This window comes from Microcoleus sp. D3_18_C4 (genome assembly GCF_036702355.1).
In the GTDB taxonomy this organism is placed as follows: domain Bacteria; phylum Cyanobacteriota; class Cyanobacteriia; order Cyanobacteriales; family Microcoleaceae; genus Microcoleus.
The window spans coordinates 108,601-133,059 of record NZ_JAUBTF010000015.1 but is presented as its reverse complement, the minus strand read 5'-3'; the positions used below and the strand labels follow the sequence as shown (position 1 = coordinate 133,059).

The 24,459-nt window shown below is 46.7% G+C and carries 27 protein-coding genes and 1 tRNA gene; 15 read left to right on the top strand and 13 right to left on the bottom strand.

Going from position 1 to position 24,459, the window contains the following annotated elements:
- The first annotated feature begins 43 nt into the window (after positions 1–43).
- The 5 genes from QUA90_RS10560 to QUA90_RS10540 all read left to right on the top strand — a co-directional run bounded on the left by QUA90_RS10560 (position 44) and on the right by QUA90_RS10540 (position 3,581).
- Positions 44–913, top strand: coding sequence for an aldose epimerase family protein (locus tag QUA90_RS10560; RefSeq protein ID WP_445300100.1), 870 nt, complete (start codon positions 44–46; stop codon positions 911–913).
- Positions 914–981: 68 nt separating this feature from the next.
- Positions 982–1,053, top strand: a tRNA-Lys gene (locus QUA90_RS10555).
- Between the two features lie 193 nt (positions 1,054–1,246).
- A complete protein-coding gene (gene fba, locus QUA90_RS10550; protein ID WP_006633469.1) occupies positions 1,247–2,326 on the top strand; it encodes a class II fructose-bisphosphate aldolase in 1,080 nt (359 codons plus the stop codon).
- Positions 2,327–2,592: 266 nt separating this feature from the next.
- Positions 2,593–2,769, top strand: coding sequence for a hypothetical protein (locus tag QUA90_RS10545; RefSeq protein WP_333323620.1), 177 nt, complete (start codon positions 2,593–2,595; stop codon positions 2,767–2,769).
- 173 nt (positions 2,770–2,942) lie between these two features.
- Positions 2,943–3,581 (top strand): type I restriction endonuclease, encoded by a 639-nt coding sequence (locus QUA90_RS10540; RefSeq protein WP_333445350.1) that lies wholly within the window; start codon positions 2,943–2,945, stop codon positions 3,579–3,581.
- Here QUA90_RS10540 and QUA90_RS10535 read toward each other — a convergent pair.
- Positions 3,555–4,949 (bottom strand): NB-ARC domain-containing protein, encoded by a 1,395-nt coding sequence (locus tag QUA90_RS10535; protein ID WP_333445348.1) that lies wholly within the window; start codon positions 4,947–4,949, stop codon positions 3,555–3,557. The two genes, QUA90_RS10540 and QUA90_RS10535, sit on opposite strands and share 27 nt — an antisense overlap.
- Positions 4,950–5,154: 205 nt before the next feature.
- Here QUA90_RS10535 and QUA90_RS10530 point away from each other — a divergent pair, with 205 nt between their 5' ends.
- Positions 5,155–5,736, top strand: a complete 582-nt coding sequence (locus QUA90_RS10530) for an RNA polymerase subunit sigma-24 (RefSeq protein ID WP_333445346.1) — start codon at positions 5,155–5,157, stop codon at positions 5,734–5,736.
- Between the two features lie 375 nt (positions 5,737–6,111).
- Complete coding sequence (locus QUA90_RS10525; RefSeq protein WP_333445344.1) at positions 6,112–6,495, top strand: hypothetical protein; 384 nt, start codon at positions 6,112–6,114, stop codon at positions 6,493–6,495.
- An 86-nt stretch (positions 6,496–6,581) separates the two neighbouring features.
- On the opposite strand, the gene QUA90_RS10520 is transcribed toward QUA90_RS10525, so the two are convergent.
- Positions 6,582–6,785, bottom strand: a complete 204-nt coding sequence (locus QUA90_RS10520; protein ID WP_333445342.1) for a hypothetical protein — start codon at positions 6,783–6,785, stop codon at positions 6,582–6,584.
- A 224-nt stretch (positions 6,786–7,009) separates the two neighbouring features.
- Positions 7,010–7,711, bottom strand: coding sequence for an alpha/beta fold hydrolase (locus tag QUA90_RS10515; protein ID WP_333445340.1), 702 nt, complete (start codon positions 7,709–7,711; stop codon positions 7,010–7,012).
- 145 nt (positions 7,712–7,856) lie between these two features.
- Between QUA90_RS10515 and QUA90_RS10510 the strand changes: the two genes are divergently transcribed.
- On the top strand, positions 7,857–8,336 hold the full coding sequence (locus QUA90_RS10510; protein WP_190662957.1) for an NUDIX domain-containing protein: 480 nt from the start codon (positions 7,857–7,859) through the stop codon (positions 8,334–8,336).
- Positions 8,337–8,877: 541 nt separating this feature from the next.
- On the opposite strand, the gene QUA90_RS10505 is transcribed toward QUA90_RS10510, so the two are convergent.
- Together QUA90_RS10505 and QUA90_RS10500 are read right to left on the bottom strand one after the other, a co-directional pair.
- Positions 8,878–9,042 (bottom strand): hypothetical protein, encoded by a 165-nt coding sequence (locus QUA90_RS10505; protein ID WP_333383398.1) that lies wholly within the window; start codon positions 9,040–9,042, stop codon positions 8,878–8,880.
- Between the two features lie 3 nt (positions 9,043–9,045).
- Entirely contained in the window at positions 9,046–9,549 is a 504-nt protein-coding gene (locus QUA90_RS10500) for a hypothetical protein (protein ID WP_333445338.1), read from the bottom strand.
- 100 nt (positions 9,550–9,649) lie between these two features.
- On the opposite strand from QUA90_RS10500, the gene QUA90_RS10495 reads away from it, so the two are divergent.
- Positions 9,650–10,648: a hypothetical protein gene (locus QUA90_RS10495; RefSeq protein ID WP_333383403.1), complete on the top strand. Its 999-nt coding sequence runs from the start codon at positions 9,650–9,652 to the stop codon at positions 10,646–10,648.
- Positions 10,649–10,891: 243 nt separating this feature from the next.
- Here the strand turns inward: QUA90_RS10495 and QUA90_RS10490 are convergent, their stop codons facing one another.
- Complete coding sequence (locus QUA90_RS10490; RefSeq protein ID WP_333383406.1) at positions 10,892–11,629, bottom strand: class I SAM-dependent methyltransferase; 738 nt, start codon at positions 11,627–11,629, stop codon at positions 10,892–10,894.
- A 7-nt stretch (positions 11,630–11,636) separates the two neighbouring features.
- A complete protein-coding gene (locus QUA90_RS10485) occupies positions 11,637–11,834 on the bottom strand; it encodes a hypothetical protein (RefSeq protein ID WP_333030091.1) in 198 nt (65 codons plus the stop codon).
- A gap of 567 nt (positions 11,835–12,401) precedes the next feature.
- Between QUA90_RS10485 and QUA90_RS10480 the strand changes: the two genes are divergently transcribed.
- A complete protein-coding gene (locus tag QUA90_RS10480; protein ID WP_333445336.1) occupies positions 12,402–14,945 on the top strand; it encodes a mannose-1-phosphate guanyltransferase in 2,544 nt (847 codons plus the stop codon).
- A 197-nt stretch (positions 14,946–15,142) separates the two neighbouring features.
- On the top strand, positions 15,143–15,700 hold the full coding sequence (locus QUA90_RS10475; RefSeq protein ID WP_333445334.1) for a single-stranded DNA-binding protein: 558 nt from the start codon (positions 15,143–15,145) through the stop codon (positions 15,698–15,700).
- Between the two features lie 187 nt (positions 15,701–15,887).
- On the opposite strand, the gene QUA90_RS10470 is transcribed toward QUA90_RS10475, so the two are convergent.
- The gene (locus QUA90_RS10470; protein WP_333445333.1) at positions 15,888–16,235 is read right to left on the bottom strand and encodes a hypothetical protein; all 348 of its coding nucleotides are present in this window, start codon (positions 16,233–16,235) and stop codon (positions 15,888–15,890) included.
- A 302-nt stretch (positions 16,236–16,537) separates the two neighbouring features.
- The gene (locus QUA90_RS10465; protein WP_333445331.1) at positions 16,538–16,768 is read right to left on the bottom strand and encodes a hypothetical protein; all 231 of its coding nucleotides are present in this window, start codon (positions 16,766–16,768) and stop codon (positions 16,538–16,540) included.
- Between the two features lie 221 nt (positions 16,769–16,989).
- Here QUA90_RS10465 and QUA90_RS10460 point away from each other — a divergent pair, with 221 nt between their 5' ends.
- Positions 16,990–17,211, top strand: a complete 222-nt coding sequence (locus QUA90_RS10460) for a helix-turn-helix transcriptional regulator (protein WP_333077961.1) — start codon at positions 16,990–16,992, stop codon at positions 17,209–17,211.
- 54 nt (positions 17,212–17,265) lie between these two features.
- Here the strand turns inward: QUA90_RS10460 and lipB are convergent, their stop codons facing one another.
- Positions 17,266–17,946, bottom strand: coding sequence for a lipoyl(octanoyl) transferase LipB (gene lipB / locus QUA90_RS10455; protein ID WP_333445329.1), 681 nt, complete (start codon positions 17,944–17,946; stop codon positions 17,266–17,268).
- A gap of 151 nt (positions 17,947–18,097) precedes the next feature.
- Between lipB and hpf the strand changes: the two genes are divergently transcribed.
- On the top strand, positions 18,098–18,751 hold the full coding sequence (hpf, locus tag QUA90_RS10450) for a ribosome hibernation-promoting factor, HPF/YfiA family (protein ID WP_333084202.1): 654 nt from the start codon (positions 18,098–18,100) through the stop codon (positions 18,749–18,751).
- A gap of 453 nt (positions 18,752–19,204) precedes the next feature.
- Positions 19,205–19,636, top strand: a complete 432-nt coding sequence (locus QUA90_RS10445) for a hypothetical protein (RefSeq protein ID WP_333445327.1) — start codon at positions 19,205–19,207, stop codon at positions 19,634–19,636.
- A gap of 843 nt (positions 19,637–20,479) precedes the next feature.
- On the opposite strand, the gene QUA90_RS10440 is transcribed toward QUA90_RS10445, so the two are convergent.
- The 3 genes from QUA90_RS10440 to QUA90_RS10430 all read right to left on the bottom strand — a co-directional run bounded on the left by QUA90_RS10440 (position 20,480) and on the right by QUA90_RS10430 (position 23,076).
- Positions 20,480–20,938 (bottom strand): peroxiredoxin, encoded by a 459-nt coding sequence (locus tag QUA90_RS10440; protein ID WP_333240128.1) that lies wholly within the window; start codon positions 20,936–20,938, stop codon positions 20,480–20,482.
- Between the two features lie 291 nt (positions 20,939–21,229).
- Complete coding sequence (locus tag QUA90_RS10435; protein WP_333326183.1) at positions 21,230–22,126, bottom strand: metal ABC transporter permease; 897 nt, start codon at positions 22,124–22,126, stop codon at positions 21,230–21,232.
- A gap of 140 nt (positions 22,127–22,266) precedes the next feature.
- The gene (locus tag QUA90_RS10430) at positions 22,267–23,076 is read right to left on the bottom strand and encodes a metal ABC transporter ATP-binding protein (RefSeq protein ID WP_333445325.1); all 810 of its coding nucleotides are present in this window, start codon (positions 23,074–23,076) and stop codon (positions 22,267–22,269) included.
- Positions 23,077–23,178: 102 nt separating this feature from the next.
- Here QUA90_RS10430 and QUA90_RS10425 point away from each other — a divergent pair, with 102 nt between their 5' ends.
- Positions 23,179–24,414: a metal ABC transporter substrate-binding protein gene (locus QUA90_RS10425; protein WP_445300099.1), complete on the top strand. Its 1,236-nt coding sequence runs from the start codon at positions 23,179–23,181 to the stop codon at positions 24,412–24,414.
- The last annotated feature ends 45 nt before the right edge of the window (positions 24,415–24,459 follow it).

Sequence of the window (24,459 nt, the reverse complement as noted above, 5' to 3'; positions counted from 1 at the left end):
TTACTGACAACCAATGATCAATGACCTACTACCGATGACAAATGTGTTTGCGATCGCGCTCAAGCAAAAGCAGTACAAAACCTATATCCTCTCCGACGAAACCGCTAACTCTACTCTAGAAGTTGTGCCGGAACGGGGCGGTATTGCCACTAGCTGGCTGGTTGAAGGCAAAGAAATCTTCTACTTGGACGCGGAACGGTTCGCCAATCCCGATCTGACTGTACGTGGCGGGATTCCCATCCTGTTTCCCATCTGCAGCAATCTCCCCGACAATACTTACACGCACAAGGGAGTGCAGCGAAAGCTCAAACAGCACGGCTTTGCTCGTGACTTGCCTTGGACAATAGGTGAACAAGTTACGGAGGGTTGCGCCGCTCTTACGCTGATTCTCGATAGCTGCGACAAGACGCTGGCTGTTTATCCCTTTGATTTCCAACTAGCCTTCACTTATCAGATTAAAGGCAATTCTTTGGAAATTTTTCAGCGATACACCAATCTGTCTGCCGAACCCATGCCGTTTTCTAGTGGTTTGCACCCCTACTTTTTGGCGACGGACAAATCTAAGCTGCGCTTTGAGATTCCGGGGATGCAGTACAGAGATCAGAACACCCATTCCAAGGGTTACTTCACTGGGGTTTTTGACCCGACGCTGGATGAAATTGATGTTTCCTTTGACGAGCTCACTGGTCTTGCTGCTACTGTCACTGACGCGGCTTGCGGCTTGCGGCTCACCCTCAGTTACAACTCCAGCTATGGGAAGTTGGTTTTCTGGATGGTGAAGGGCAAGGATTTTTACTGTTTGGAACCTTGGACTGCTCCTCGAAATGCCCTCAACACTGGCGAACACTTGATTTATTTGCAGCCGGGAGCGACTTGCGAGATGCTGGTTCGCATGACTGCAAATTTTATTTAACAAAACACTTGCTATTTCAAATGAGGGGTGCTACTATTAGAAATTGTGTGCGGTAACAATGTTTTCGCGGGTCGCTAGCTCAGCGGTAGAGCATTCGGCTTTTAACCGATTGGTCTCGGGTTCAAATCCCGGGCGACCCATAAAAAATTTGTGAGTTAAGAATTTTGAGTTTTGAGCTAAATGCTCGGAACTCAAAATTTTGTTTTTTGAACTTTTAAGTAAATCTGGAAAGATAGTGCGCGATCGGTGGCAAATTGTCTTAATATTATCGTAAGAATTAAGCTTGTCCAAAATTCACTGCCCAAAAATCACAAATAATTAGGAGGAATATCTATGGCGCTTGTACCTATGCGATTGCTGCTCGACCACGCGGCTGAAAATGGTTACGGCCTACCGGCTTACAACGTCAACAACATGGAGCAAATCCAAGCGATCATGCGCGCTGCTGACGAAACCAACAGCCCTGTGATTCTGCAAGCTTCTCGCGGCGCTCGCTCCTACGCTGGCGAAAATTTCCTGCGCCACTTGATTTTGGCAGCAGTTGAAACCTATCCTCACATTCCCATTTCCATGCACCAAGACCACGGCAATGCCCCCGGCACTTGCTATTCTGCCATGCGCCAAGGTTTCACCAGCGTGATGATGGACGGTTCTCTGGAAGCGGATGCTAAGACTCCCGCCAGCTACGAGTACAACGTTCAAGTTACTCGCGATGTGGTGAATGTTGCTCATTCGATCGGCGTTAGCGTTGAAGGCGAACTGGGTTGCTTGGGTTCTCTGGAAACAGGGATGGGCGAAGCAGAAGACGGCCACGGCTTTGAAGGTGCGCTTTCTCACGATCAGTTGCTGACAGATCCTGAACAAGCTGTGGATTTCGTTGAGCAAACCGGCGTTGATGCTCTAGCAGTCGCGATCGGCACTTCTCACGGCGCTTACAAGTTCACTCGCAAGCCGACTGGCGAAATTTTGGCAATCAGCCGCATTGAAGAAATTCACCGCCGCTTGCCGAATACTCACTTGGTAATGCACGGTTCTTCTTCTGTGCCCCAAGAATTGCTGGAAATCATCAACAGCAACGGTGGCAAAATCCGCGAAACCTACGGCGTACCTGTGGAAGAAATCCAAAAGGGCATCAAGTGCGGTGTTCGCAAGATCAATATCGATACTGACAACCGTTTGGCGATTACCGCTGCGGTGCGTGAAGCTTTGTTTGCCAAGCCCGATGAGTTTGACCCCCGCCACTTCTTGAAGCCGTCGATCAAGTATATGCAGAAGGTTTGTAGCGATCGCTATAACTCTTTCGGTTGCGCCGGTCACGGTACAAAGATTAAGCAAGTGTCTTTGGATGATTTTGCAGCTAAGTATGCTAAGGGCGAATTGAGCTCCTCTGCTAAGAAGACTGTAGCTGTTTAAGAATTTTAGGTTTTAGATTTTAGATTTGTCTGAAGTCTAAAGTTACGATTGCCGGGTAGCTTTGAAGTTGCCCGGTTTTTGTTTGTGCAACTTTATCAGAAATTGGATTGAAAACCCCGTCCTTTTAGGACGACTTTTTCTTGCCCTTAGTATATTCTATTATGATAGCGAGAAGAGAGTTTCAATCCCCTTGCGGGGAAAAGTGAATGGCAACTTATATCGAACTCAGGTTAATATTAAGTAAGCAACAATTGAGGATGTAATTTATGAATACTGATTTGTTTAACAAGATTGCTAAAACACTCAAACAGCAATTTCCGAAAGCTACTGATGAATTTCTGATGCAACAAGCGCGTGAGATGTATGAAGCTGAAATGCAAAGAAGGTCAACGCTTTCTAAAGTTGAACAGTTGAGTGCAGAATTTGAAGACAAACTTTCTTGAGAATTTCACTGGGAGAAATCGTCTGAGCGCGACGCTGAAGACACCATATTTACTGTCGTTGTGTAAGTCCTGTTTGCAAAGGTTCTGCGGCTGCGATCGCATTTTCCCTACTTTTGCTTACAATGAAGCTAATTTTCCTTGGAAATTCAACCGTTTGAATCAAAGGTGAACGAATGGCAAAGGTTATTGCAGTTACAGAAGCTATTAAAAGCCTTGCTGAGGCTGAATCAAGGTTGAATTTGAGCCGAAATGAGGATGAGGCTTTTTTTACAGAGTGGCAAACCCAATTGCCAAGTCTCAGCGATTCTGAACAGACTGCTTTGGATACGCTACGACGCAGATTGCTATATCATAGAGCCGATGGAGAGTTGTTAGAAGGGGCAGTGACATTGCTGGTGGCATCCCCTTTGTTAGAACTGGCGGGATTCTACGATCCACCGTTTAGGATGAAGGCTGAAGCTGCGATCGAAATTGCGATCGATGATGGGGAAGAAACCCTGCGCGGACGAATTGATATCTTGATTTTGCAGAATCAGCTTTGGGTAATGGTTTTGGAGTGTAAGAAGACTACGATTTCGACGCGATCGGCATTACCTCAAGCATTAGCATACATGATGGCAAATCCTGATTTGGATAAACCGAGATTTGGTATGTTGACGAATGGCGATGATGTGTTGTTTGTGAAACTCAGGGCTCAACCTACAGCCGAATACGGGTTATCGCGGGCATTTTCGATTTATACTGTGCGAAGTGAATTGCGATCGGCTTTTCAAGTCTTGAAGCATTTAGGGCAAGGTATTACTGGCGTCTAAGTTACGGTGAAGGTATTGCCTCAGTACAGGTGAAATTGTGTAAAAATTTGCTTGTTGTTCAATCAAGCAGCGCCGCGATAGAGATTGCAGCGCATTTAGCAAATCTGAAGCCGGAATTCGGTCATTTTCTAGCAATTTTGCCCGGTTGATTGGCTGGCCTTCTTTCGCTAACAAGGAGATTACTTGTTTTTCCAGTTCCGATAGGCGATCGAACTGCGGCTGTAAAACATCTTTCAAATCTTCGGGCAACAATATGGTATCATTTGGCAATAACTCTGTCACGCCTCCTCCCAAGTCTTGAAGCAGATTCGCCACGCTTTGTAACCATAGGGGATTGCCTTGGTAGCGATGAATGAGTGATTCCGTGTTGTCGCTTTCTGCTAACCCATAATCTCTCAGTATTTCCCGTCCGGCTGCGATGTCTAAACCTTTGAGTTGTAAGGTACGAATGGCAGTATTTGGGTTTTTAACTTGAGTCACTTCTCTGGGTTGTTCCCAACCGATTAACAGAAAGCAGCTTTGATGGGATAATTTTTCTATTTGTTTGAATAAAGAGCGATATTCTTCGCATTCAGGTTTATATTTTCCTGCCAATTCGCCGCTACAGAAAAGGTTGTGAACGTCATCTAAGACTATTAAACAGCGATGGTTTTGTAAATACTTAATCAGCGGTAAACGTTTTTGGTTTGTTGGGGATGAATCTTCTTTTTCTGACTGGGAAAAAAGCTGTATTAGGTTAGATTGAAATTTATCTAGGGTGGGGAATTCGTCTAGTGTGTGCCAAACTGCGTATTCAAACTCGTTTTTAATTTGTTGTACGAGTTGAACTGCTAGGGTGGTTTTGCCGATACCGCTGATGCCGGTGAGGGTGATGAGGCGACAGCGTTGTTGTAGAATCCAGGTGGTGAGGGTGTTGAGTTCGCGGGTGCGATCGAAGAAATCACCCAAATCTGGCATTTCGCTTAAATCTTGATGTGAGATTTGAGATTGTTTTCTGTTAGATGTTTCTTGATTGGGTGGGTGTGGGTTTGGGATATTTGGTGGGTGTCTTCCTTCTGCACAGATGTTGAAAATACTGCTCACGTTGTTTGCAAAGTTTAAAGCATTAGAGTTTTGCAACCTCTCCATTGTGGAGCGAAAATTCGATTTACTGACTTTTTCCCCAAACTCCTCTGAAAGTAATTGCCATAATTCCGATCCGATTTCCCTGATGCGACTTTCAGAACAGTTAAAATCTTTTGCTACTTCTTTGTATGTCTCGCGTTGTAGAGTTCCCCGCAGTACCGCTTCCTGTAAATCGTCAAGGTGCTGACCTGTTTTCTCGAAAACTATGCGATCGGCGACATTTAACATTTCTTTAAGATTCATCTGGCAGGGAAATGCGAGAGTTTTGCTTATTGTAACTCACAACTGCCAACATTTTCGTACATTTTCGTACATTGTTGTACAAAGTTAGATTAAAGTTAAAGTAAAAGCGAGGGAGACTATGCGGCAAAATAGAACTTTTTTGGGCTAGACAAACGTTGAATTTATTAAGGATAATGGAACAAGTATTAAAAGGATAAATTGATTTATGAATTGGGAAGAGTTTGCCAGTAAAGCAGGTGAAGAAGTTGTAGAAAATGTTGTAGAAAAAACTATGGGAATTAATGGAAATACAGTCAAAACAGTCAAAGCGGTTGCAGAAACTGGTGCTGCGGTAGGCGCGGCTGCTAGTGCTGCAACAGGGTTGACTGTTGCAGCAACTTCAGGAGCAGGAATTACTTCGGGTCTAGCTGCTGCAGGTGGTGTGGTTGGTGGTGGCATGGCGGCGGCTCCTGCGGTATTAGCAGCAGGCCCAGCTTATCTTGGGGCAAAAATAATGAATGAAACTTTGTTCAAAGAGCAATCGAACTTGTCTGAGGAAGAGAATGATGCTCGTGCAGCGGCAAGAACAGCTACAAACATTGGGGCTGCTGCTGGTCTAGTTGGTGCTGGTGCTGTAACGGTAGCTGGCGGTGCTTCTGGTGCTGCAATTATGGGCACCCTTGCGGGTATCGGTGGTGTTGTCGGGGGAGGCGCAATTGCTGGTACTGCCATAGTTGCTGCTGCGCCTGTTGCTGCGGCGGCTGCTGTTGGATACGGAATATATAAACTTTTTGGAGGTAAAGGGTAAAGATAGTTAGTTCAGTTTGAATTGGTAGGTTGGGTTTCCTGTTGCAACCCAACCTTCATCAGCGTTTAGTCTGGCTTTAGTATTTCCTCGCACCTCGCAGCAAATATCAGAAAACTGCCAGCGATTGAAAAGGTAAGCTTTGCTATCTATATGCAGCAAATATTACAGCGTTGGGTTATAGATTCTGTTTCGTAGCTTTGGAGTATACGGATGTTTGGTTGGCTATCTGAACTATTTAATTGGTTTTTCAGACTATGGAATCGGTTGGATGATAAAACGAAAGTTAAAATTATAGAGGAAGTTGTCAAGTCATTTGAAAAGCTGCTTCGTTCTTTTTATGGTTCGTGGAAAAATCGGCATACCAAGTGAGAATAAATGATGAGTAATTTTAAGGAACCTATGGATGAGATTGAGCAATTACCTACTCAATCAGTGATGAGTAATTTTAAGGGATTTATCGATGATATTAAGCAATCACCTACTCAATCACTGCCAGAATCTGATTTAACTCTTCCATCCCTTCAAATGGCTTTAACAGCAGGAACTTTCCTTATGTTGACGCCCTTCTCATTTTCAAATAATGAAAAGCAAAAATTCTCAGAAGAGGTGTCGAGCTTAATTCAGAATGAATCTTTTTTATCTGACTTCAGCAATCAAATTGGTGAACCTTTGGAGCAGGAATCTGAAGATGACTTCGTGAGACGCGGTAGCAATAGGTTAAGAGAGATGCTTTATGAGAGATTTGGCATCAAAGGTTGAATGGATATAATATTCAGGTCTGTCGAAGTAGTCGCAGTATAGCTTAGTGGGATCACAGCTCTTGTAGGTTGAGTTGAAGCTTGTGTTCACCTACCTCTTTTTCCAGTTACAATTTTATCCCTTTGCAGCATTTCAAAGTGCGCTGATTGCACGGATAGCGATCGCACATAATCATCATCCCTAATTTGCGATCGACCTCCAGCATCAATTCTCCACAAAGCATCCGGCTGAAATTCGTTATCTGCGTCCCGCACAGTAGCATTTTCGCCCAATTCCACCCCAGCCAACATATAATTTGATTGTGTTGTTCGCCGTGACTTCTGAATCTTACCGATAAGGCCACATAAAATATTTTTTTATCTATTCAGTTAGCCATAAAAATTCAAGTAAACATAGCATCGCAGGGGCAACTTTTGCCGCACTAAACTCGCTCCTAATATAAATATCTAACTAAATCCTTCCCTTAAACCTTCTGCTTCTTCCTTCACGTCCTTCGCGTCTTCGCTGTTCGTTTCTAACCCAAATATTCAATCCAAGTCGGCAAAACCTCCGGCGAACCGTACCACTTCCCCGGAGAACGAGGCGAATGCCAAACTCCCTCCAACACCAGATTTTCGGCCCCCTCCAAAACAGCAGCTTCCACCGGCGTAATTCCATCTCCCCAAGTTTCGCCCTTCCCCACAGTTAATTCGTAACTTTTATAGGCCAGCCAAGTCCCTAAACCACGCTTGCCAAAAACAGCCTTCCCAGCAGCGCACACGTAGCGCACCTGCGGGTGAAAAGCCCCCGGATAGTGAATTTTGACAAAATCTAGATTTTTGCGCGTCCAGCGCTCTTGAGAGACGTGCGGCGTGCCTAAAGTGATTAAAGTATTCACATAAGGGTGAGCTTCCCACAAACCCGCGTCCTCAAGCACGTCGCCGTGAATGGTGTAAGGCTTTTCGCCCAAATAGATGCGAGAAATCCAGCCGCCGGCCGAATGACCGACGAGATTGATCTGGGGAACGCCGTATTGCTGTAACATTTGTTTGACCGTCCGATCGAGCTGTCGCAAAATTGGCACCATCGACCGCCCGCCAAAAGTCGGCAACCAATCTCCCTTGCCCAGAGGCACTGTTACTGTTGGAAAACCTTGATCGAGCAGAGATTTTTCTAATTCGCGATAGTCAGAAGCAGCAGCAAAATATCCTGGTAAAATCACGGTTGGTAATGGCATGGTCAATTTTATATTTTATATTTTATATTTTGCGGCCGGAGTGCTACGATCTGTTTTTCAAGTTCAAAGACACTTGCCGAAGCATCCTTTGGATTGCTAACATCTGCCACTCGTTAAACCTTTTGCTTAGGGAATATCTACTTCTATGGCTCGCGAGCCGATTCAAACATGGTATTTTACCCTAGTTGTCGTTCACTTAGAAGACCGTTTTCTACTGGTACAAGAGCGCAAGTACGAGCAGCAGTGGTATCTCCCAGCAGGGCGAGTGGAAAAAGGGGAAACTTTGCTCGAAGCTGCTATGCGTAATACCCTTGAGGAAGCGGGCATTTCCATCATCATTGAGGGAATTCTCCGGGTAGAGCACACAGTGATGCCTAAGGGTAATGTGCGCCTCCGAGTCATTTTTGTGGCTCGTCCACAAGATAAGACGCCGCCCAAGAGTAAGCCGGATGAGCATACTTTGTGCGCGGGCTGGTATTCTCTCAAGGAATTAGACCAGTTGTCGTTGCGGGGAGAGGAAGTTCGAGAAATGTTTCAATATATGGCAAGCGGCGCTCCCATTTATCCTATCGACTTGCTCACCATCGAGGGAGCTCCTTTTAAAAATTACCGCTATCGCTGGTGAATCAAGAGGGTTTTGAGATTGCCGCCACAGCCTCCGCGTACAACGCGCAGTAACTCGATCAGTTTTGAGTTTTTTGAGTTCGTAACCGAATTGGAAACGCCGATCGAGCCAACGGATCGATCGTGTGTAATGAATAAATTAGGCCTCAGAACCCGAAAAAAGACGGTAGAGCAGTGGCACAGTCTGTTTTTTGCTCACCCCAGTCCGGCCCGTCTGATGCCCTGCTCACCATTCTCAACAATATCTGATAAACCGCGTATAGGATTCGGCCAAAGGGATTGGGCAAGAAAAACAATGGTTTCAGCAATTAACAACGTCCTCACCCTATTAGCGACTGCTATACAAGCGTGGAACCCGTCAAAAAACCGGGTTTCTACGCTTGAGTGCTTGATGTGAGGGTCGCGAAATCTCAATAAAAGTCGATCGGGCAATTTCGATACCGACCGTGCTAAAATTATACCTTTGAATTCTCCAACAGCCACTTTTAAAATCACTCAAAAAAAATATCAATTAATAACTATTAACTTCCAATTCCCAATTATCAATTCTCAATTACCAATTCCCCATTCCCCATAGTCATGACTGACTCTTCCTCCCTAGCCAACACCCTTTCCGAACCGCTGCGCCAGCCTTTTTGGTGGGCAGCCCTAGCTTCTGTCAGCCTGCACGGAGTCCTCGGAGTAAGCGCCCCGACGCTCTCAAACATACTTTATGGTGGAAATTCCTCAAAAAATATCCCCGGTTCTGTCGGCTTAGTAGAACTAACTCCCGCAGAAGCCGGCCGCCTGCCACAAACCATACCACCAAAACCGTCTAATACGCGATTTACGCCATTTTCGATCGCAGCAGTTCCCCTTCGGCCAGCGCCAAAGTTAGCCCCGCCCTTGCCCCCCGCACCTGATACCATCAACTTGCCCGCCATGCCGCCGGGAATGCCGCCTCCTGGATTCTTTTCCCCTCTGCCTCCTTCCCCTCTCCCGCCCTTCACGGCCCCAACAGCCCCGCCACCTCCCAAAACTCCATCCCCAACAGTCAGAGCCCCCTCCCAGCCAATACCCACTTTCGTCCCACCCGTACCTCCCAGCGGTTTTCTTTTCCCGCCCTTACCTGGTAATTTCGATCGCAATATCCCGCCACCGCCATCGCTGCCAGAAGCGCCCCAGCTTCCAGGCGGCGGATCGGAAGATGAAGCAGAGGCGCTCAAAAAAATCATAGCCAGTAGAGGCGGACTCCCACTATTTCCAGACGGAGCTCCAGTCTTTACCCCGGAATTCCCAATTGGCAGGAATGTGGGACCCGATGGAGTACCAAAATTGACTCAAAAAGATCCCAATAAAAGGAATCTCATCGCAGAAACTCCCGAAGAAAGAATCAGGAGACAACAATTTGAAGAGGGACAGCGACAGCTAGGACAGTCCGGCCAACCGGGTTCAAACTTACCCACCGACAGAGAGACACTGCTGGCGGCTGGAGAGACCTATGTTGCTTTGTTTGATAAATTCAAAAAGGCTTATCCTGACTTGGAAACGACGGGCCCGACTCCTGTGCCTGTCCCTTATCCCGTAACAGCTTGCTCGCAAAAACTCCAAGGAAGAGCAGTTTTTGGAGCAGTTGTCAGCCCTCAAGGCTTGCTCAAGGCCGAGCCACAGCCGATCGTCCCCACGGGTTACGGTATTCTCGATAATGCGGCTAAAATTGCGATTATTAGCCCTTCTCTAACATTTGAAGCAGCCAGCACGCACAAGCTTTACCAACTGACTGTCGAGTTTAAGTACGACGAAAAAGTTTGCAGTGGCATTCCTCTCACCCCAACCAAGCCCAACCCACCAGGCCAGCCGCAGCCCGCGCCCGCGCCGACAGCGCCCAGCAGACCAACAGGCCAGCCACCTTCCCCAGCGCCTACTGAAGTGAAACCGCAGTTTGAGAAGCCGCCGGCCCCCTCAAACAAACCACAGCCAGGGGCTCAACCGTCGCCGCCGACACCCAAACCCGCGGCTCAACCGTCGCCCTCGCCTGAACCGAAACCAGCCGCGGAACAGTCACCTTCTCCTCAACGGCAACCCGCCGAAGAGTCTCCGCAGCCCGAAGCAGCGCCTTCTCCGACCGCCGAAGAGTCTCCGCAGCCCGAAGCAGCGCCTTCTCCTGCAGCCGAAGTGTCCCCGCAGCCGGAAGCTGCGCCATCTCCAGCCCCGGAAGTGTCCCCGCAGCCGGAAGCTGCGCCATCTCCGGCCCCGGAAGTGTCGCCATCTCCGGCCCCGGAAGTGTCGCCATCGCCGGAAGCTGCGCCTTCTCCTGCAGCTACCGAAAATTAATTAGGCATCAGTAAGAGGAAATCGGGAATGGGTAGTATCCAATCTGCTTGCTTCACTACTATTGTGAGTTAGTAGTTAGTAGGGTGCGTCAGCTTGAATATTTGTTGGTTCTCAAACTAATTTCTACTTGCTGACGTACCCTACTTTACCCACTAAGAATGAAGTTGTTTTTCGTCCGCCCAACCCGGCTTTAGACGATTGAAGTTTTGACTGCAAACCTAATTACCTATTCCCCTTAACCTCTCAATTGTATTGAACTTTATACATTTGAAATAAGTCGCCGCTTTGCTTTTTTACTACCTTAGCGCCAGCAGCTTTAATCATTTTTTCCCAATCTTCTATTGTCTCTAAAAATACTTCGCCGGCTCGATAAGTTTCCAAAATTGCCCAATCTTCGGCTAAAGGAGCATTGGGGTTGAGGACATCAAAAACAAAATGACCGCCCGGTTTTAGTACCCGCTTTACTTCTCCCATGACAATACTCCAATAGTCTATGGGATAGTAACAGCTAAAGCCTGTAGCGAGGCATAAATCGAACTGAGCCTCCTCGTAATTTAACTGGTGAGCGGGGGCCCATTCTACACCTTTGAACAGCTTAGAATTGAGCTGAGGGCCGCGAGCGTTTAAGGCGTCTCGCGCTACGCTGCTGATTTCTTGACCATAAAAATATGCTTCCCAATCCCGCCAAGGGTAGATGAGAAAGCTGACTCCGCAGCCAATGTCTAAACAGCGCTGATTTTTTTGAGGTTTGGCAATTTTCCAGAAGGGAGAAACTGTTTTTGCTTGGAGAGTTCCTGCGACTGATTCTAGGAAAATCGGCATTGCTTCGACTTCTTCGGGTAAAGCGAAAGCTTCTCCCCGGTATTCGCGATCGAATCGAGAAGCGACTTGCGACAGTAAAACTTGCCAGCTATCTGATTTTCCTTTAGCAAACCAAGTCTGCTCCTGACCCGCTACTGGGCGATCGGACTTTTTAGACATTCTTGAATTACCTTTTAGAAGCTTTGAGAGCTTTTGTAAAGTTTTGGCGGTAAGGCTTATTAAAAATTAACGCGGGCCAGAGCAGCGAGAGCTTCAGGCGATTTGCAAAACTTCGATCGAAGTTAGTGCGATCGAAACCATTCCAAAATTTCCAAATGCCGCCACCGTAAGCGATCAGCAATGCCAAGCTAATTAACGTACTCATTAAAAAAACCCCTAAGCAATGGATAGGATTTTGGGTCAGCTAGTCAAAGCGCTACCCTTAATCTATCATTTATCAGACGCCAAGGCGCACCGATAGCTGTAGTAATTCCACCTTCAGAAAGAGACTTTAAAATCCCCGCTGGCCACAAACTTAAAAATAACACCCCCGAAATAGCTTTCACCGAGCAAGCAAGAAGGGACTTCTGTCAAAAGTCGAGGATTCTGAGGACTTATACGATTGAAGAATTAAAGAATTGGGAATGACTGATGACAGAAGGGTTTCGAGTACGGGCCTACAGTTGCATTCTTTTTTTTAACTGGTATTACCTAACATCACATCCCCTACAAATCCGAGCTCGACCGGGGGATTGGTGCGATGTAGCAAGTTCTAATTCGGTTGAAATCGGTTGCTGTTGGGGGACGGCCTGGCCGAACGGGATTTACCAGACGTGTCACTACTCGAAGATATTTAAGTAAGAACTGATTGCTGGTGGCCGACGAATTACAGCAGGCAAACTTTTTCTAGCGGACAATAGCGGTAGAGAGCTTTTTAAGCAAGGAGGATTTTATGCGTGCAGTGCTGATGGCTGGGGGATCGGGAACGAGGCTCAGACCCCTGACGTGCGATTTGCCCAAACCGATGGTGCCGATTCTGAATCGCCCGATCGCAGAACACATTATTAATTTGCTAAAAAGGCATCAGATTACGGAAATTATTGCCACGCTGCACTACCTTCCCGATGTCATGCGCGAATATTTTACTGACGGGGCAGAGTTTGGCGTTCAAATGACTTACGCTGTGGAGGAAGACCAACCGCTGGGTACGGCTGGTTGCGTCAAAAATATTGCTGAACTGCTCGATCGAACTTTTCTGGTCATCAGCGGCGACAGCATCACAGACTTCGACTTGACGGCAGCGATCAAATTTCACCGTAGCCAGCAATCCAAAGCCACGTTAATTTTAACTCGCGTTCCCAACCCGATGGAATTCGGCGTCGTGATTACCGAGGAAAATTACCGCATCAGCCGCTTTCTGGAAAAGCCTTCTAGCAGCGAAATTTTCTCCGATACTATCAATACCGGCATTTATATTTTAGAACCCGAAGTCTTGGATTACCTGCCGGTAAATCAGGAGTGCGACTTCTCGAAAGACTTGTTTCCCCTGCTACTGGAAAAAAATGAGCCTATGTACGGCTACATCGCTGAGGGTTACTGGTGCGATGTCGGCCAGCTAGATGTTTACCGGGAATCTCAGTACGACGCGCTGCGGGGAAAGGTCAAACTGGATTTGAGCTACTACAACGAAGTTCGATCTGGACTTTGGGTAGGTCAGAATACTTTTATTGACGATAGCGCGATCGTCGAAGTACCGGCGATGATCGGCAATAATTGCCGAATTGGAGCCCGAGTTAAAATCGATGCGGGTACGGTGATCGGAGATAACGTGACTGTCGGGGCCGACGCCAACCTCAAGCGTCCTATCGTCTGGAACGGAGCAATTGTCGGTGAAGACGCTCATCTTAGGGCCTGCGTGATTTGCCGGAGCACCCGCGTAGACAGGCGCGCTCACGTCCTCGAAGGTGCTGTCGTCGGTTCAATGTCCATCGTGGGAGAAGAAGCACAAGTGGGGCCAAGCGTGCGCGTATGGCCGAGCAAAAATATTGAATCCGGCGCTCTGTTAAATCAAAATTTAATTTGGGGAGAACAAGCTAAGCGGAATTTGTTCGGTCAGCGTGGCGTTCAAGGACTGGCAAATGTGGATGTTACTCCGGAATTTGCAGTGAAATTGGGCGCGGCTTATGGCTCGACTTTGAAACCGGGGACTGCGGTATCGGTTTCTCGTGACCAGCGGAGCATTTCGCGGATGGTTTCGAGGTCTTTGATTGCGGGTTTGATGTCGGTGGGAATTAATGTGATCAATTTGGAATCGACGGCAATTCCGATCGCGCGCACGGTTTCGTCTACGCTGTCGATTGCTGGCGGCATTCACGTTCGCATTTCGCCCGATCGCTCCGACCACATTTTAATTGAATTCTTCGATATCAAAGGCATCAATATTACTAAAGGAGCTGAGAAAAAAATCGAGGGGGCTTATTTTAAGGAGGATTTGCGGCGAGCTCTAATTCCCGAAATTGGAGAGATGACGTACTTTAACCAAGCTCTCGAAGTGTACAACCGCATTTTTGAGCGGCAGATGAATGTTGAGGCAATACGCTACAGCAATTCTAAGGTGGTAATCGATTACGTTTACGCGGTTTCGGGAGCAATTCTGCCCCAAATGCTTGCCAAGTTCGGCTGCGATGCGGTGGTACTCAATGCTAGTCTCAAGCAGACTTCTCTAAGCAACGGGGAACGGGAATATTTACTCGACCAACTCGGCCGGGTGGTGAAAGCACTCAGCGCTAATTTCGGAGTGCAGGTATCGGCTAACGGCGAACAGCTCATTTTAGTAGATGAGTCTGGGATAGCGATTCGTGGGGAAATGCTGACGGCGTTGATGGTAAATTTGATGCTGACTTCTCATCCCAAAGGTACAGTAGTAGTGCCGGTGCATGCGTCTTCTGCGGTGGAGGCGATCGCCCGACGCTATCAAAGCAAGGTAATCCGCACGAAGGCGAACCCAACTGCTTTGATGGAAGCCGCTAACAGGAATCCGAATGTGGTTTTGGGCGGCAGCGGCCTTATGGGTTTTATTTTCCCGCAGTTGCATCCCGGATTTGACGGAATGTTCTGCATTGCTAAAGTGATAGAAATGATGACGATTCAGGAGCGATCGCTCGGACAGATCAAGGCGGAACTTCCCCGCATCACCCACCGCAGTTACAGCGTCCGCTGTCCTTGGACTATCAAGGGTTCGCTGATGCGACATTTAGTAGAAACTCATTCGCCCGATCGTTTAGAATTATTAGATGGAGTGAAGATTTTTAACTACAGCGACGACAATTGGGTATTAATTTTACCCGATGCTAGTGAACCGACGGTTCATATCTTCGCCAACAGTGAGGATCGAGATTGGGTATCTGAAACTTTGAAGGAGTACCGCGCCCTCGTTCACGATTTTGTCAGTCAAGCCGAGGCGGCGGTTCTCCAAGATAAATTTGGTAACGTGTAATCCGTCATCGGTGACAACTAATAGCGATGGGGCGCAGAAAAATCAGTAATTACCAATTACCAATTGGCAATTGGCAATTCCCCCAAGCAAGACCCACAAGTCATCGGTACACGGATAGCTATTTTTTCCTTCTTCCTTCTTCCTTCTTCCTTCTTCCTTCAATATCCAATTCCCAATTACGCACACACAGATAACAGATGAATAGCTGCATTTTGATGGCGGAAATAATTCAACAACCGCAACTCCGTTATACTCCTGACAATCAACTTCAAATCGCTGAGATGTTGGTGCAGTTTCCCGGCCCCAAACCCGAAGATCCTCCCGAACATTTGAAAGTGATAGGATGGGGAAATTTTGCTCAAGAAATTCACGAGAAATATCACGAGGGCGATCACGTGATTATTGAAGGGCGACTGAGCATGAATACGATCGAAAGAGATGGTATTAAAGAAAAGCGCGCTGAACTGACAGCTCAAAGGATTTACAGCGTCGGTGCCGATGCAATAAGTTCGGCTCCCGCAGCTAGAACCGCCCCCGAACCGGCTCAAATTCGCGACAGCGCCCCGGCTAATGTGCCGAGCAATGTAGTTCCTTTAGGCTCGCGGAACCGCAGTTCTAACAGCGCTCCAGGTGGCGCTAACCGCACGTCTAGTTCGGATTGGAACTCGCATCAGTCTTCAAATTCTGAGTCCGATCGCCAGTCGGGTTCGTCTAACGAACCTGACAATCCCGATTACGATCCGATTCCGTTTTAAAAATTAGGGTGCATCACTTTATGAGCGAGCGCGAAACTTCGCCGTTCGATCGAAAGTGACGCACCTTAATTTAAGGGCGATTCCCTACGGGATAGCTTCGCACGCGCGTACTTCAGGAAAAAAAGGGCGCTCCTCTTCGAGGGCTGCGTTAACGAATTTTGCCCAACTACGAGCTAAATTGCAAATTTTACAGCTTGATCGTCACAACTTTTTTCTTGCTTTTTTCGTCGCGCAGCACGACGGTATTGTAGGGTGATGTATCCGTCCCCAGCGGAATTGGCAGCTTAAAGCTGCTGCTCTTATGCTTAACTTCGCCTAAATCAATGCTTTTCGTTATATTGCCATCTGTTGCCAGATAAGCGGTAAGTCCGCCTTTATAATCTTCAATCAAAAAGTCTCTGAAGAAAAGGACTTCCCCAGCACCCTCGACATCGATACCAAGGATGACCGTACCGCTAAACGTTGCGCCTTTTTCTTCTTCATCAACCGTCGCCATTTTAATTTCCGAGGGGTCTTGACCGGACATATCTGGCATAAATTTTTTCTCCTGAACAGAGCGCAATAATTAACAAGAAGCTTACCTGATGCTAGGGGCGATCGCAAAACTCTTAGGGCGTATTTCTGCATCGGTCTTGCTTCTGTCTGAGGTTATAGAAGCCCGCGATCGCGAATTATACCACCAAGTCTCGCAAACACCGCCGCGCTAATTCGATTCGATATTTAGCATCCTAAGTCGGGAGTTTTTAAGTGATTGGGTGGAGAATTAAGCCTGATGTTTCTGATAATTTAAGAGCGATCGCACTTTGCTCAATAAAGGGCGATCGCCCTGAAAAATTATTATTTCCAGTAACGGGTCAAAATCCGCATTACTTCACCTGCTAGAGGGGATGGTAAAGGCGGGCTCCATTCACCAACTTCTGCAAAACCTAAAACGTGCAGCAGGCTGATGATGCTTTCTACTCCTTTGGGAATCCCGCAAATCAACAATCGGATCGGTTGCTTTCCGATGGGTGCGTCGGGAATTTCTTCGCGCAGGAGTTCGGGAGCTGACTTTGGCTGTGATATCATAAGTTTTAACTAAACAATAGTCGGATAGCGATCGCCCTTGAGTTTTCGAGGCAAAGGGGCGATCGCTTTTCCGTTTGTACATCCTCAGCATAGTTCATTCGCTGCTGCGAGTCAAGCGATACGACAAAAAATATTGCCGATACGGCAAAACAAGTGTTAGTGAAGGTTGCAGGATGCTAACATCACCTTGCAAAGTCCTGGCTAGTAGTTGAGCACCCGCAGTGATCCGTTGGAAATTGGCAGTTGTGATGGCCGATCGCAATATCAGCAATAAAGAATTGGCGGCTAGAGTTGGGATGCACCCAACATCTGTTTCTAAAATCAAAACCCGGCGCCGGCTCACAAGAATTGATGAAACAACTCTTGATGCTTTGTGCAAAGCACTAAACTGCCAACCGGGAGATTTAATGGTGTATGAGGAAGACAATCCTGATCGCACTTAAAAAAAACCGACTGCGATCGTTAATCGTTAGCAGTAAGGTTGACAGCGACGCACCCTACAGATTCGATCGCACAATTTCTACTGCAAAAACGCGAGCAAACTCAGCGACAACGAGCGATCGCACTTGATCGACATCAATTCCGGGGATAAACTGCTCTAAACTGCCAACAGGTCGATCGGGAATCCCGCAAGGTACAATTTGCCCAAAACCTGCGAGATCCGGGCAAACATTTAAAGCAAAACCGTGCATCGTAATCCAGCGGCTGACTTTAATGCCGATCGCACCTACCTTGCACCCATCCACCCAAACCCCAGTCATACCGGGAACCCGCGAACCCTTCAACCCCAAAACTTCCAGCACCCCCAGCAGCACTTCCTCCAACTGCCGCAAATACCAGTGCAAATCTTGTTGGTGACGGCGCAAATTTAAAATCGGATAGCCCACCAATTGTCCCGGACAGTGGTAAGTCACCTCGCCGCCCCGCTCAACTCGGTGCAGTTCCGGCCCAGTTTGACTTGGGTCAAATTTCAGAAATTCCAGCTTTGCTCCCAGTCCCAAAGTGTAAACCGGCGGATGTTCCAGCAAAATCAGGACATCTGGTAAATCTGGTTTGTCGCGGCGGTCTTGCACGAGTTTTTGCTGGATTTCCCAAGCTTGGGAGTAGGGAACTTGTCCCCAATTGAGGAGCAAGCAGGGTTGTGCATTTAGTTGTTGAGGGATGAGAGGAGAAACCATGCAAAAAATCAATAGTATTTTTACGGAATATTGGCCTAGCTTAAATCAAGAATTGTCAACATATAATAAAAGATTTGGAAGATAAGTGTTTTCGAGAATACATAGTGCTACTGTATAAAATATACCCAAGTTACAGAAGGGAGGGAGCTCTATGAAGCTTGTTATCCAGGGTAAAAATATAGAAATCACCGATGCGATTCGCGAGTACGTCAATCAAAAGGTGGAAAAGGCAGTTAGCCATTTTCAAACTTTGACGACAGAAGTGGACATACATCTATCGGTGGCTCGTAACCCCAGGATCAATCCTAAGCAGACTGCTGAGGTGACAATTTATGCTAACGGCAGCGTGATTCGGGCTGAGGAAAGCACGGAAAGCCTGTATGCCAGCATAGATTTGGTTGCCGACAAGATAGCTCGTCAACTGCGGAAATTTAAGGAAAAACGTCACGACAACAAGACCCAGAGTAGTGCCAAAACGGTTACGGTAGTTGAGGAACATCCTGTAGTAGCGGATCTGATTGGCGATCGAACTCCCGAACTTCCTGCTGAGGTGGTACGGACTAAGTATTTTGCTATGCCTCCAATGACGGTGCAAGAAGCTTTGGAACAATTGCAGATTATCGATCACGATTTCTATATGTTCCGTAATGCGGAAACAGGCGAAATTAACGTACTCTACGAACGAAAGACTCACGGTGGCTATGGAGTTATCCAACCCCGCCACAGCAACGGTAACGGTAATAGCAAAAATGGCAAAACTGCCGAAAGCGCTACATCTGAAAAATCGAGTGTTGCGAAAAGCTAGATAATTGCTGAGTGCTAATTGTTAATGGCTGCAAGTCGTTAGCAAAAAAGGACTAAAGTCCTTACTACGAACCACGAGTTTTTAGTAAGGACTTTAGTCCTTTATTGTTTTTTAGAGAATCAGCACTGAGGTGTTCACTACGAACAAGTGGTAAAATCTTTCTTTACCAGCTAGCTGTATCTCGCGACTAAATCTTTCGCTGCTTGTCGGTGTTTTTCTACCAAACTCGGCGGGGAAAGCACTTGGGGGCTATCCATATATCTTTGCACCCACAGACTGAATTTGTTCAGGGAGCGATGGGGCAAATCTATCTGATAATTAACATACAGCAGCTTGCCAAAACTGTCCCTGGGCCCTTCCTTAATTTTTTGTCGCTGCTGTCGCCGATCTCCCTCTAGACTCCTTGCGCGGTCTGGGGTGTAGAATGGAGGTGAAACTAATTGAATGGAATGTATGCGGAAGTTAGTTTTCTCAGATACAGAAATGTTTTATCGTGAGCTAAAGACAGCCTTGGAGCAAAGTGAGCAAGTTGAAGTTATTACAGACTACGAGCGATATTCAGACCTTCCAGAGAAGTTAAAAACCATTTTTGAGTTACACAAGAACAAATCGGGAGAGTGGGTAAATATAGCTACAGGCGCATTCATCCCTTATTCTGCTGGGGTTACTACAATTAACTACTCTGCCCTCTATATTTTTGCTGGTGCAGGTGCAGGTGCTATTCTTGGATTTATAGTTGGTGGCCCTGTTGGAGCAGCAGTTGGCGGTGGTATCGGAGCCATAGTTGGAACTGTTGCTGTTGTGACATCAAGCGGAAGGCATCATGTAGATATAGAAATTGATGTGAATGGTAAACTCCGGCTTAAGATTAGCCCAATCCATTGAACAACGCGACACTCCTTACTCGCTGGGGAAACTAATTGAATGGGAAGTTTGTTAACTCTGGGGTCAAGTTTGATAATCTGTGTTGGTGCTCCCCACTCGCTGGGGAAACTAATTGGATGGAAACTGACCTGCATCGGCGCAAGGGTCGCACCAAATTTGTTGGCCCAACTCCCCACTCGCTGGCGAAACTAATTGAATGGAAACGCGTCGCCTGCACGACGAACTGCACATCACCCGCCTCCCCACTCGCTGGGGAAACTAATTGAATGGAAACTTAAAAAAGCAGCCAAGGTTTCCATCTTGACTGCTTTCAATTTTCCCATTCACTAGAAAAATACATGACTTACACACTCATACTAAAGAAACCGGGTTTTTTACCTAATAGGTGGGTTCCCAGCAAGGATTTTCGTAAAAAAACCCGGTTTCTGACTTCTCCTGCATCCTGGACTAAACTAATTGAACAGACACTCCCTACAAAAGCAAATCCAACAGCAATATAAACCCTGTCAATATATACTTTTTTTTGACTTTTGCTACAAACATTAACCTAACTCCTGGCCGGGCACGGCAATGCCGTTTCCCTACGGATGAGAACATCTAATTTCTATGTATCAATATTTTTCAGAATTAGTATAATATTTTCTCCTGTCAATCAAGCATCCCAGTCTCAGTCCAATATTCTTCAATAGACTTGAGCTAAAAAAGAGCGATTTATCAAAGCCTGTAAACAATAGATTGCGATTTCCGCGCCAATATCGAAGAAACCGGGTTTTTTAGATAATCTGCTAGATACAGCAAATCATTTTCGTAAAAAAAACCGATTTCTGGCCACCCGCGCGCCATCTAACTTTTGATGGTTTCTAAAGTTTTGAGTGCTTCTGCAACGTGTGCTTTGAAGTCTAACATGGAGTCAAAAATATGCTTGACAATGCCTTCTTTGTCAATGACATAAGTTACTCTACCGGGCATAATCCACAGTGTAGCTGGAACTCCATATAATTGCCGCACTTTGTTGCCAGTATCGCTCAGCAGTGTAAAGGGTAGCTGATATTTTGCCGAAAATTGCTGGTGCGATTGTTGCGAATCTTCGCTAATTCCTATGACTTCTGCACCTGCGTCTTTGAAGACTTCGTAACTATCTCGAAAAGCGCAAGCTTGGGTGGTGCATCCGGGTGTGTCGTCTTTGGGGTAAAAGTAGACTATGACGTTTTTTTTACCTTTAAAATCTTTGAGGCTGACTGATGTGCCAGTTTGAGATGGTAAGGTAAAATCGGGTGCGGTGTCTCCTACTTTGACGGTCATGTTTTTTTAACTTAGTAGAGCTGTTTGCGTGAAAATTTAACTTTTGTTATTGTACTGTCTTTTGTGACGAATAGTTCGTAGGTGCGATCGCCCGCTGCGACAGCCTCCCAGTTTTGCTTTCTCGCACTCAAACAAAAAACCCCTTTTGGCAACATCGGAATGATGTCGGCAATTCACAGTTACGCGGATTAATTCGAGAGGCTTTTTTGAACCGCAGATGAACGCTGATTAACGCAGATTGTTATTGAAAATTGGAGGGGCGGCCCTGAATCGTTAACACAAAGTTAATTGTTATCGGCCTTTAGTTAAATTTTTTAATTCCCGCCAGATTGGAGGAATTTGACCGGAGTGTGTGCGGGGCTGGGTGAGGATTCCTTGAGTCGGACTGAACAGCAAGGATAGCACAAAGAATCCAGATGCAACTAAAACTATTGCGGGCCCGGATGGCAAGTTATAAAAGTAGCTGAGATACATTCCGCTAATGCTGGAAATAACTCCGATTATTGCGCCTAAAATCATGACTTGGTGCAGGCGAGTGACTAGGAGATAGGCGGTACTTGCGGGTGTAATTAATAGGGACAAGACTAGCACTACGCCAACGGCTTTGAGGCTGGCAACTATGGTGAGGGCGATGAGTACCATCAATCCGAAGTTGAGCAGGTTTACTGGCAAACCTGTGGCTTGCGCTCCTAATGGATCGAATGTGTAAAATAGCAGTTCTTTGTAAAAGACTACTACAACTAATAAGACTACGGCGACTATGACGGCTGTGTCGATCGCATCTTCAGCCGTAACGCCGAGGATATTGCCGAAAAGAAAGTGGTTGAGGTCGATTTTGTTGTCTTTTTGGACGATCGTAATTAAGGTGATGCCGAGGGCGAAAAACGCTGAAAATACGATGCCCATTGCGGCGTCTTCTTTGATTGTCGATCGAGCTTTGATCCAAGCTATGATTACTGTACTCAAAACTCCGGCAATGAAAGCGCCGATAAAAATATTTGCTCCGAGGATAAATGCGATCGCCAATCCGGGCAAAACCGAGTGGCTGATGGCGTCTCCAAGCAAGGCCAGGCGCTGTACCATTAGGTAGCTGCCGACGATCGCGCAGACGATGCCGACGAGAATGGCAATTATGAGCGATCGCTGCATGAATCCGTACTGCAACGGCTCAATTAAGGTTTGTATCATAAAATTATAAAATCACAGTTAACGAATGACTAACAATCAAAGCAACCGGGTTTAATGGGAGATTGATCGTTGCCAAACCCAATATTACCCAAGAAACTGGCTTCAAAACCGTAACTCGTAGATTAATGACTGTTAGCTAATTAAGCGGCTTGTCCGGCAAAAAACATTACTTGTCCGCCGTAGGCGCGGTAAAGGTTTTCTTGGGTTAGCACTTCTTGGCGGGAACCAGCGGCAATCAATTCTGTATTCAGCAAAATTAAATCGTCAAAATTGGTAATTGATTCGCCTAAGTCGTGGTTGACTACTAAGACGATTTTTCCGGCATTTGCTAGTTGGTGGAAGATGTCAAAAATGATATTTTGAGTTTTTTGGTCAACGCCGACAAACGGCTCGTCAAAGCAGAAAATAGCGGCTTCTTGGGCTAATGCTCTCGCTAGAAATACTCGCTGTTGCTGTCCGCCGGAAAGTTGTCCGATCGGTCTGTCTTTGTAAGCACTCATGCCTACTCTTTCTAAGGCATCGGCAGCGGTGCGGCGGCTAGCTGCGGAGAAGCGGCGAAACCATCCGGCTTTTCTGACTCTTCCCATCATCACGACATCCCAAACGGTGGCGGGATAGTTCCAGTCAATTTGCGATCGCTGGGGCACGTAGGCTACTGTTTCGAGTCGATCGGCGATCGCTTCCTCGCCCCAGGTAACTGTGCCGCGATTTGCCGGAATTAAGCCCAACATTGCTTTAATCAGCGTGCTTTTGCCGGCACCGTTGGGCCCAATAATACCCGTCAGCCTTCCCGGTTTGACGGAAAGATTGATATCTCTGAGTGCCTCTACCGTGCGGTAGTTTACTGCTAAGTGCTTAACAGTGATAATTTCAGTGTCGGTAGCGCTGTCTTTGAGGTGGCAAACCATTTTAGACCAAGGATTCTCGTTGGGGAAGGCGGCGGTATTCATTGCGGTGACTCTATCTCCTTTTTATTAAGTTTACTGTAAAAATGAAAAGAATATGAAATCATCGGTAAATAGGAATAATCGGGAACGCACCAGAGGTAGATAATGCGACAGTCCAAGCTGGAAACCCCTCAAACTATAGGTTTGGCGGCGAAAATCTCAAGTCGGTTAAAACTCATATCTTCCACAATTCTCAATAACAGGCAAGATGCCTGTTCCACAAAGAGTGAGTTTTCTGGTGGGGTGGGCATCCTGCCCGCCCAGACAAGGGTTATTGAGAATGGTGTCAGATGTGAATTAAAAGCGAGTGCAATTGTGAAGCAATCCTATAAAGGAGAGTTTAGCAGTGAGTCGGCGATTGAAACCTCCCGCCCTGGATTGAACAAGTCCAAAGTATTTTTTATCAGAACTATTGCCTGCGGCATTTTGACTTTGGGCTTATTTAGTTGTACTCAAACCCAGGGCGATCGCCTCTCTCCACAGGCAGATGCTAAACCCAAGGTAGTTGCTACTAGCACAATTATTGAGGATTTGACCGATCGAGTAGCGGGTGGCGAAGTTCAGCTAACAGGAATTTTGCAGCCGGGAACCGATCCTCACGTTTACGAACCTGTACCAAAAGATTCTCAAGCTTTAGAACAAGCTAACTTAATTTTATATAACGGTTACAATTTGGAACCGGGATTAATTAGGATGATGAATGCCGCCGGAATTAAGGCGCGGAAATTAGCAGTGGGGGAAGTTGTCAAGCCTTTGCTACTGAATAAAGAAGGCAATACCGTACCCGATCCGCACGTTTGGGGAAATGTGGAAAATGTAGTTCAAATGGTGGAAGCCATTCGGGATGCGCTAATCGAACTATCGCCGGAAGATCGGGAGAAGTTTACGCAGAATGCTGTGAAACTTACTGAAGAGTTAAAACGTTTGGATAGTTGGATAGAACAAGAGATTAAAACCATCCCCGAAAATAAGCGCGCATTAGTAACAACTCACGATGCTTTTCAATATTACAGCCGCGCCTACGGATTGGGAAGTGCGGGAAGTTTGATCGGGATTAGTACGGAGGAACAGCCAAGCGCTCAAACGGTGCAGAAGTTAGTAGAATCCGTGAAAGCTGCAGGCGTTCCTGCTATTTTTGCCGAGACTACAATTAACCCGCAACTGATTAGAACAGTGGCGGAGGAAGCGGGGGTGAAATTGGCGGCGCAGCAACTTTATTCGGATTCGATTGGGGCCCCCGGAAGCGAGGGCGATTCTTATGTGAAAATGATGTCTGCTAATACTCGCACCATCGTCGAAGCTTTGGGGGGAAAATACACGCCGTTTGAAGTTAGCAAGTAGCAAGTATGGTGCCCCGGAAGAGTTTTATTTTCTCTGCGGGGTGAC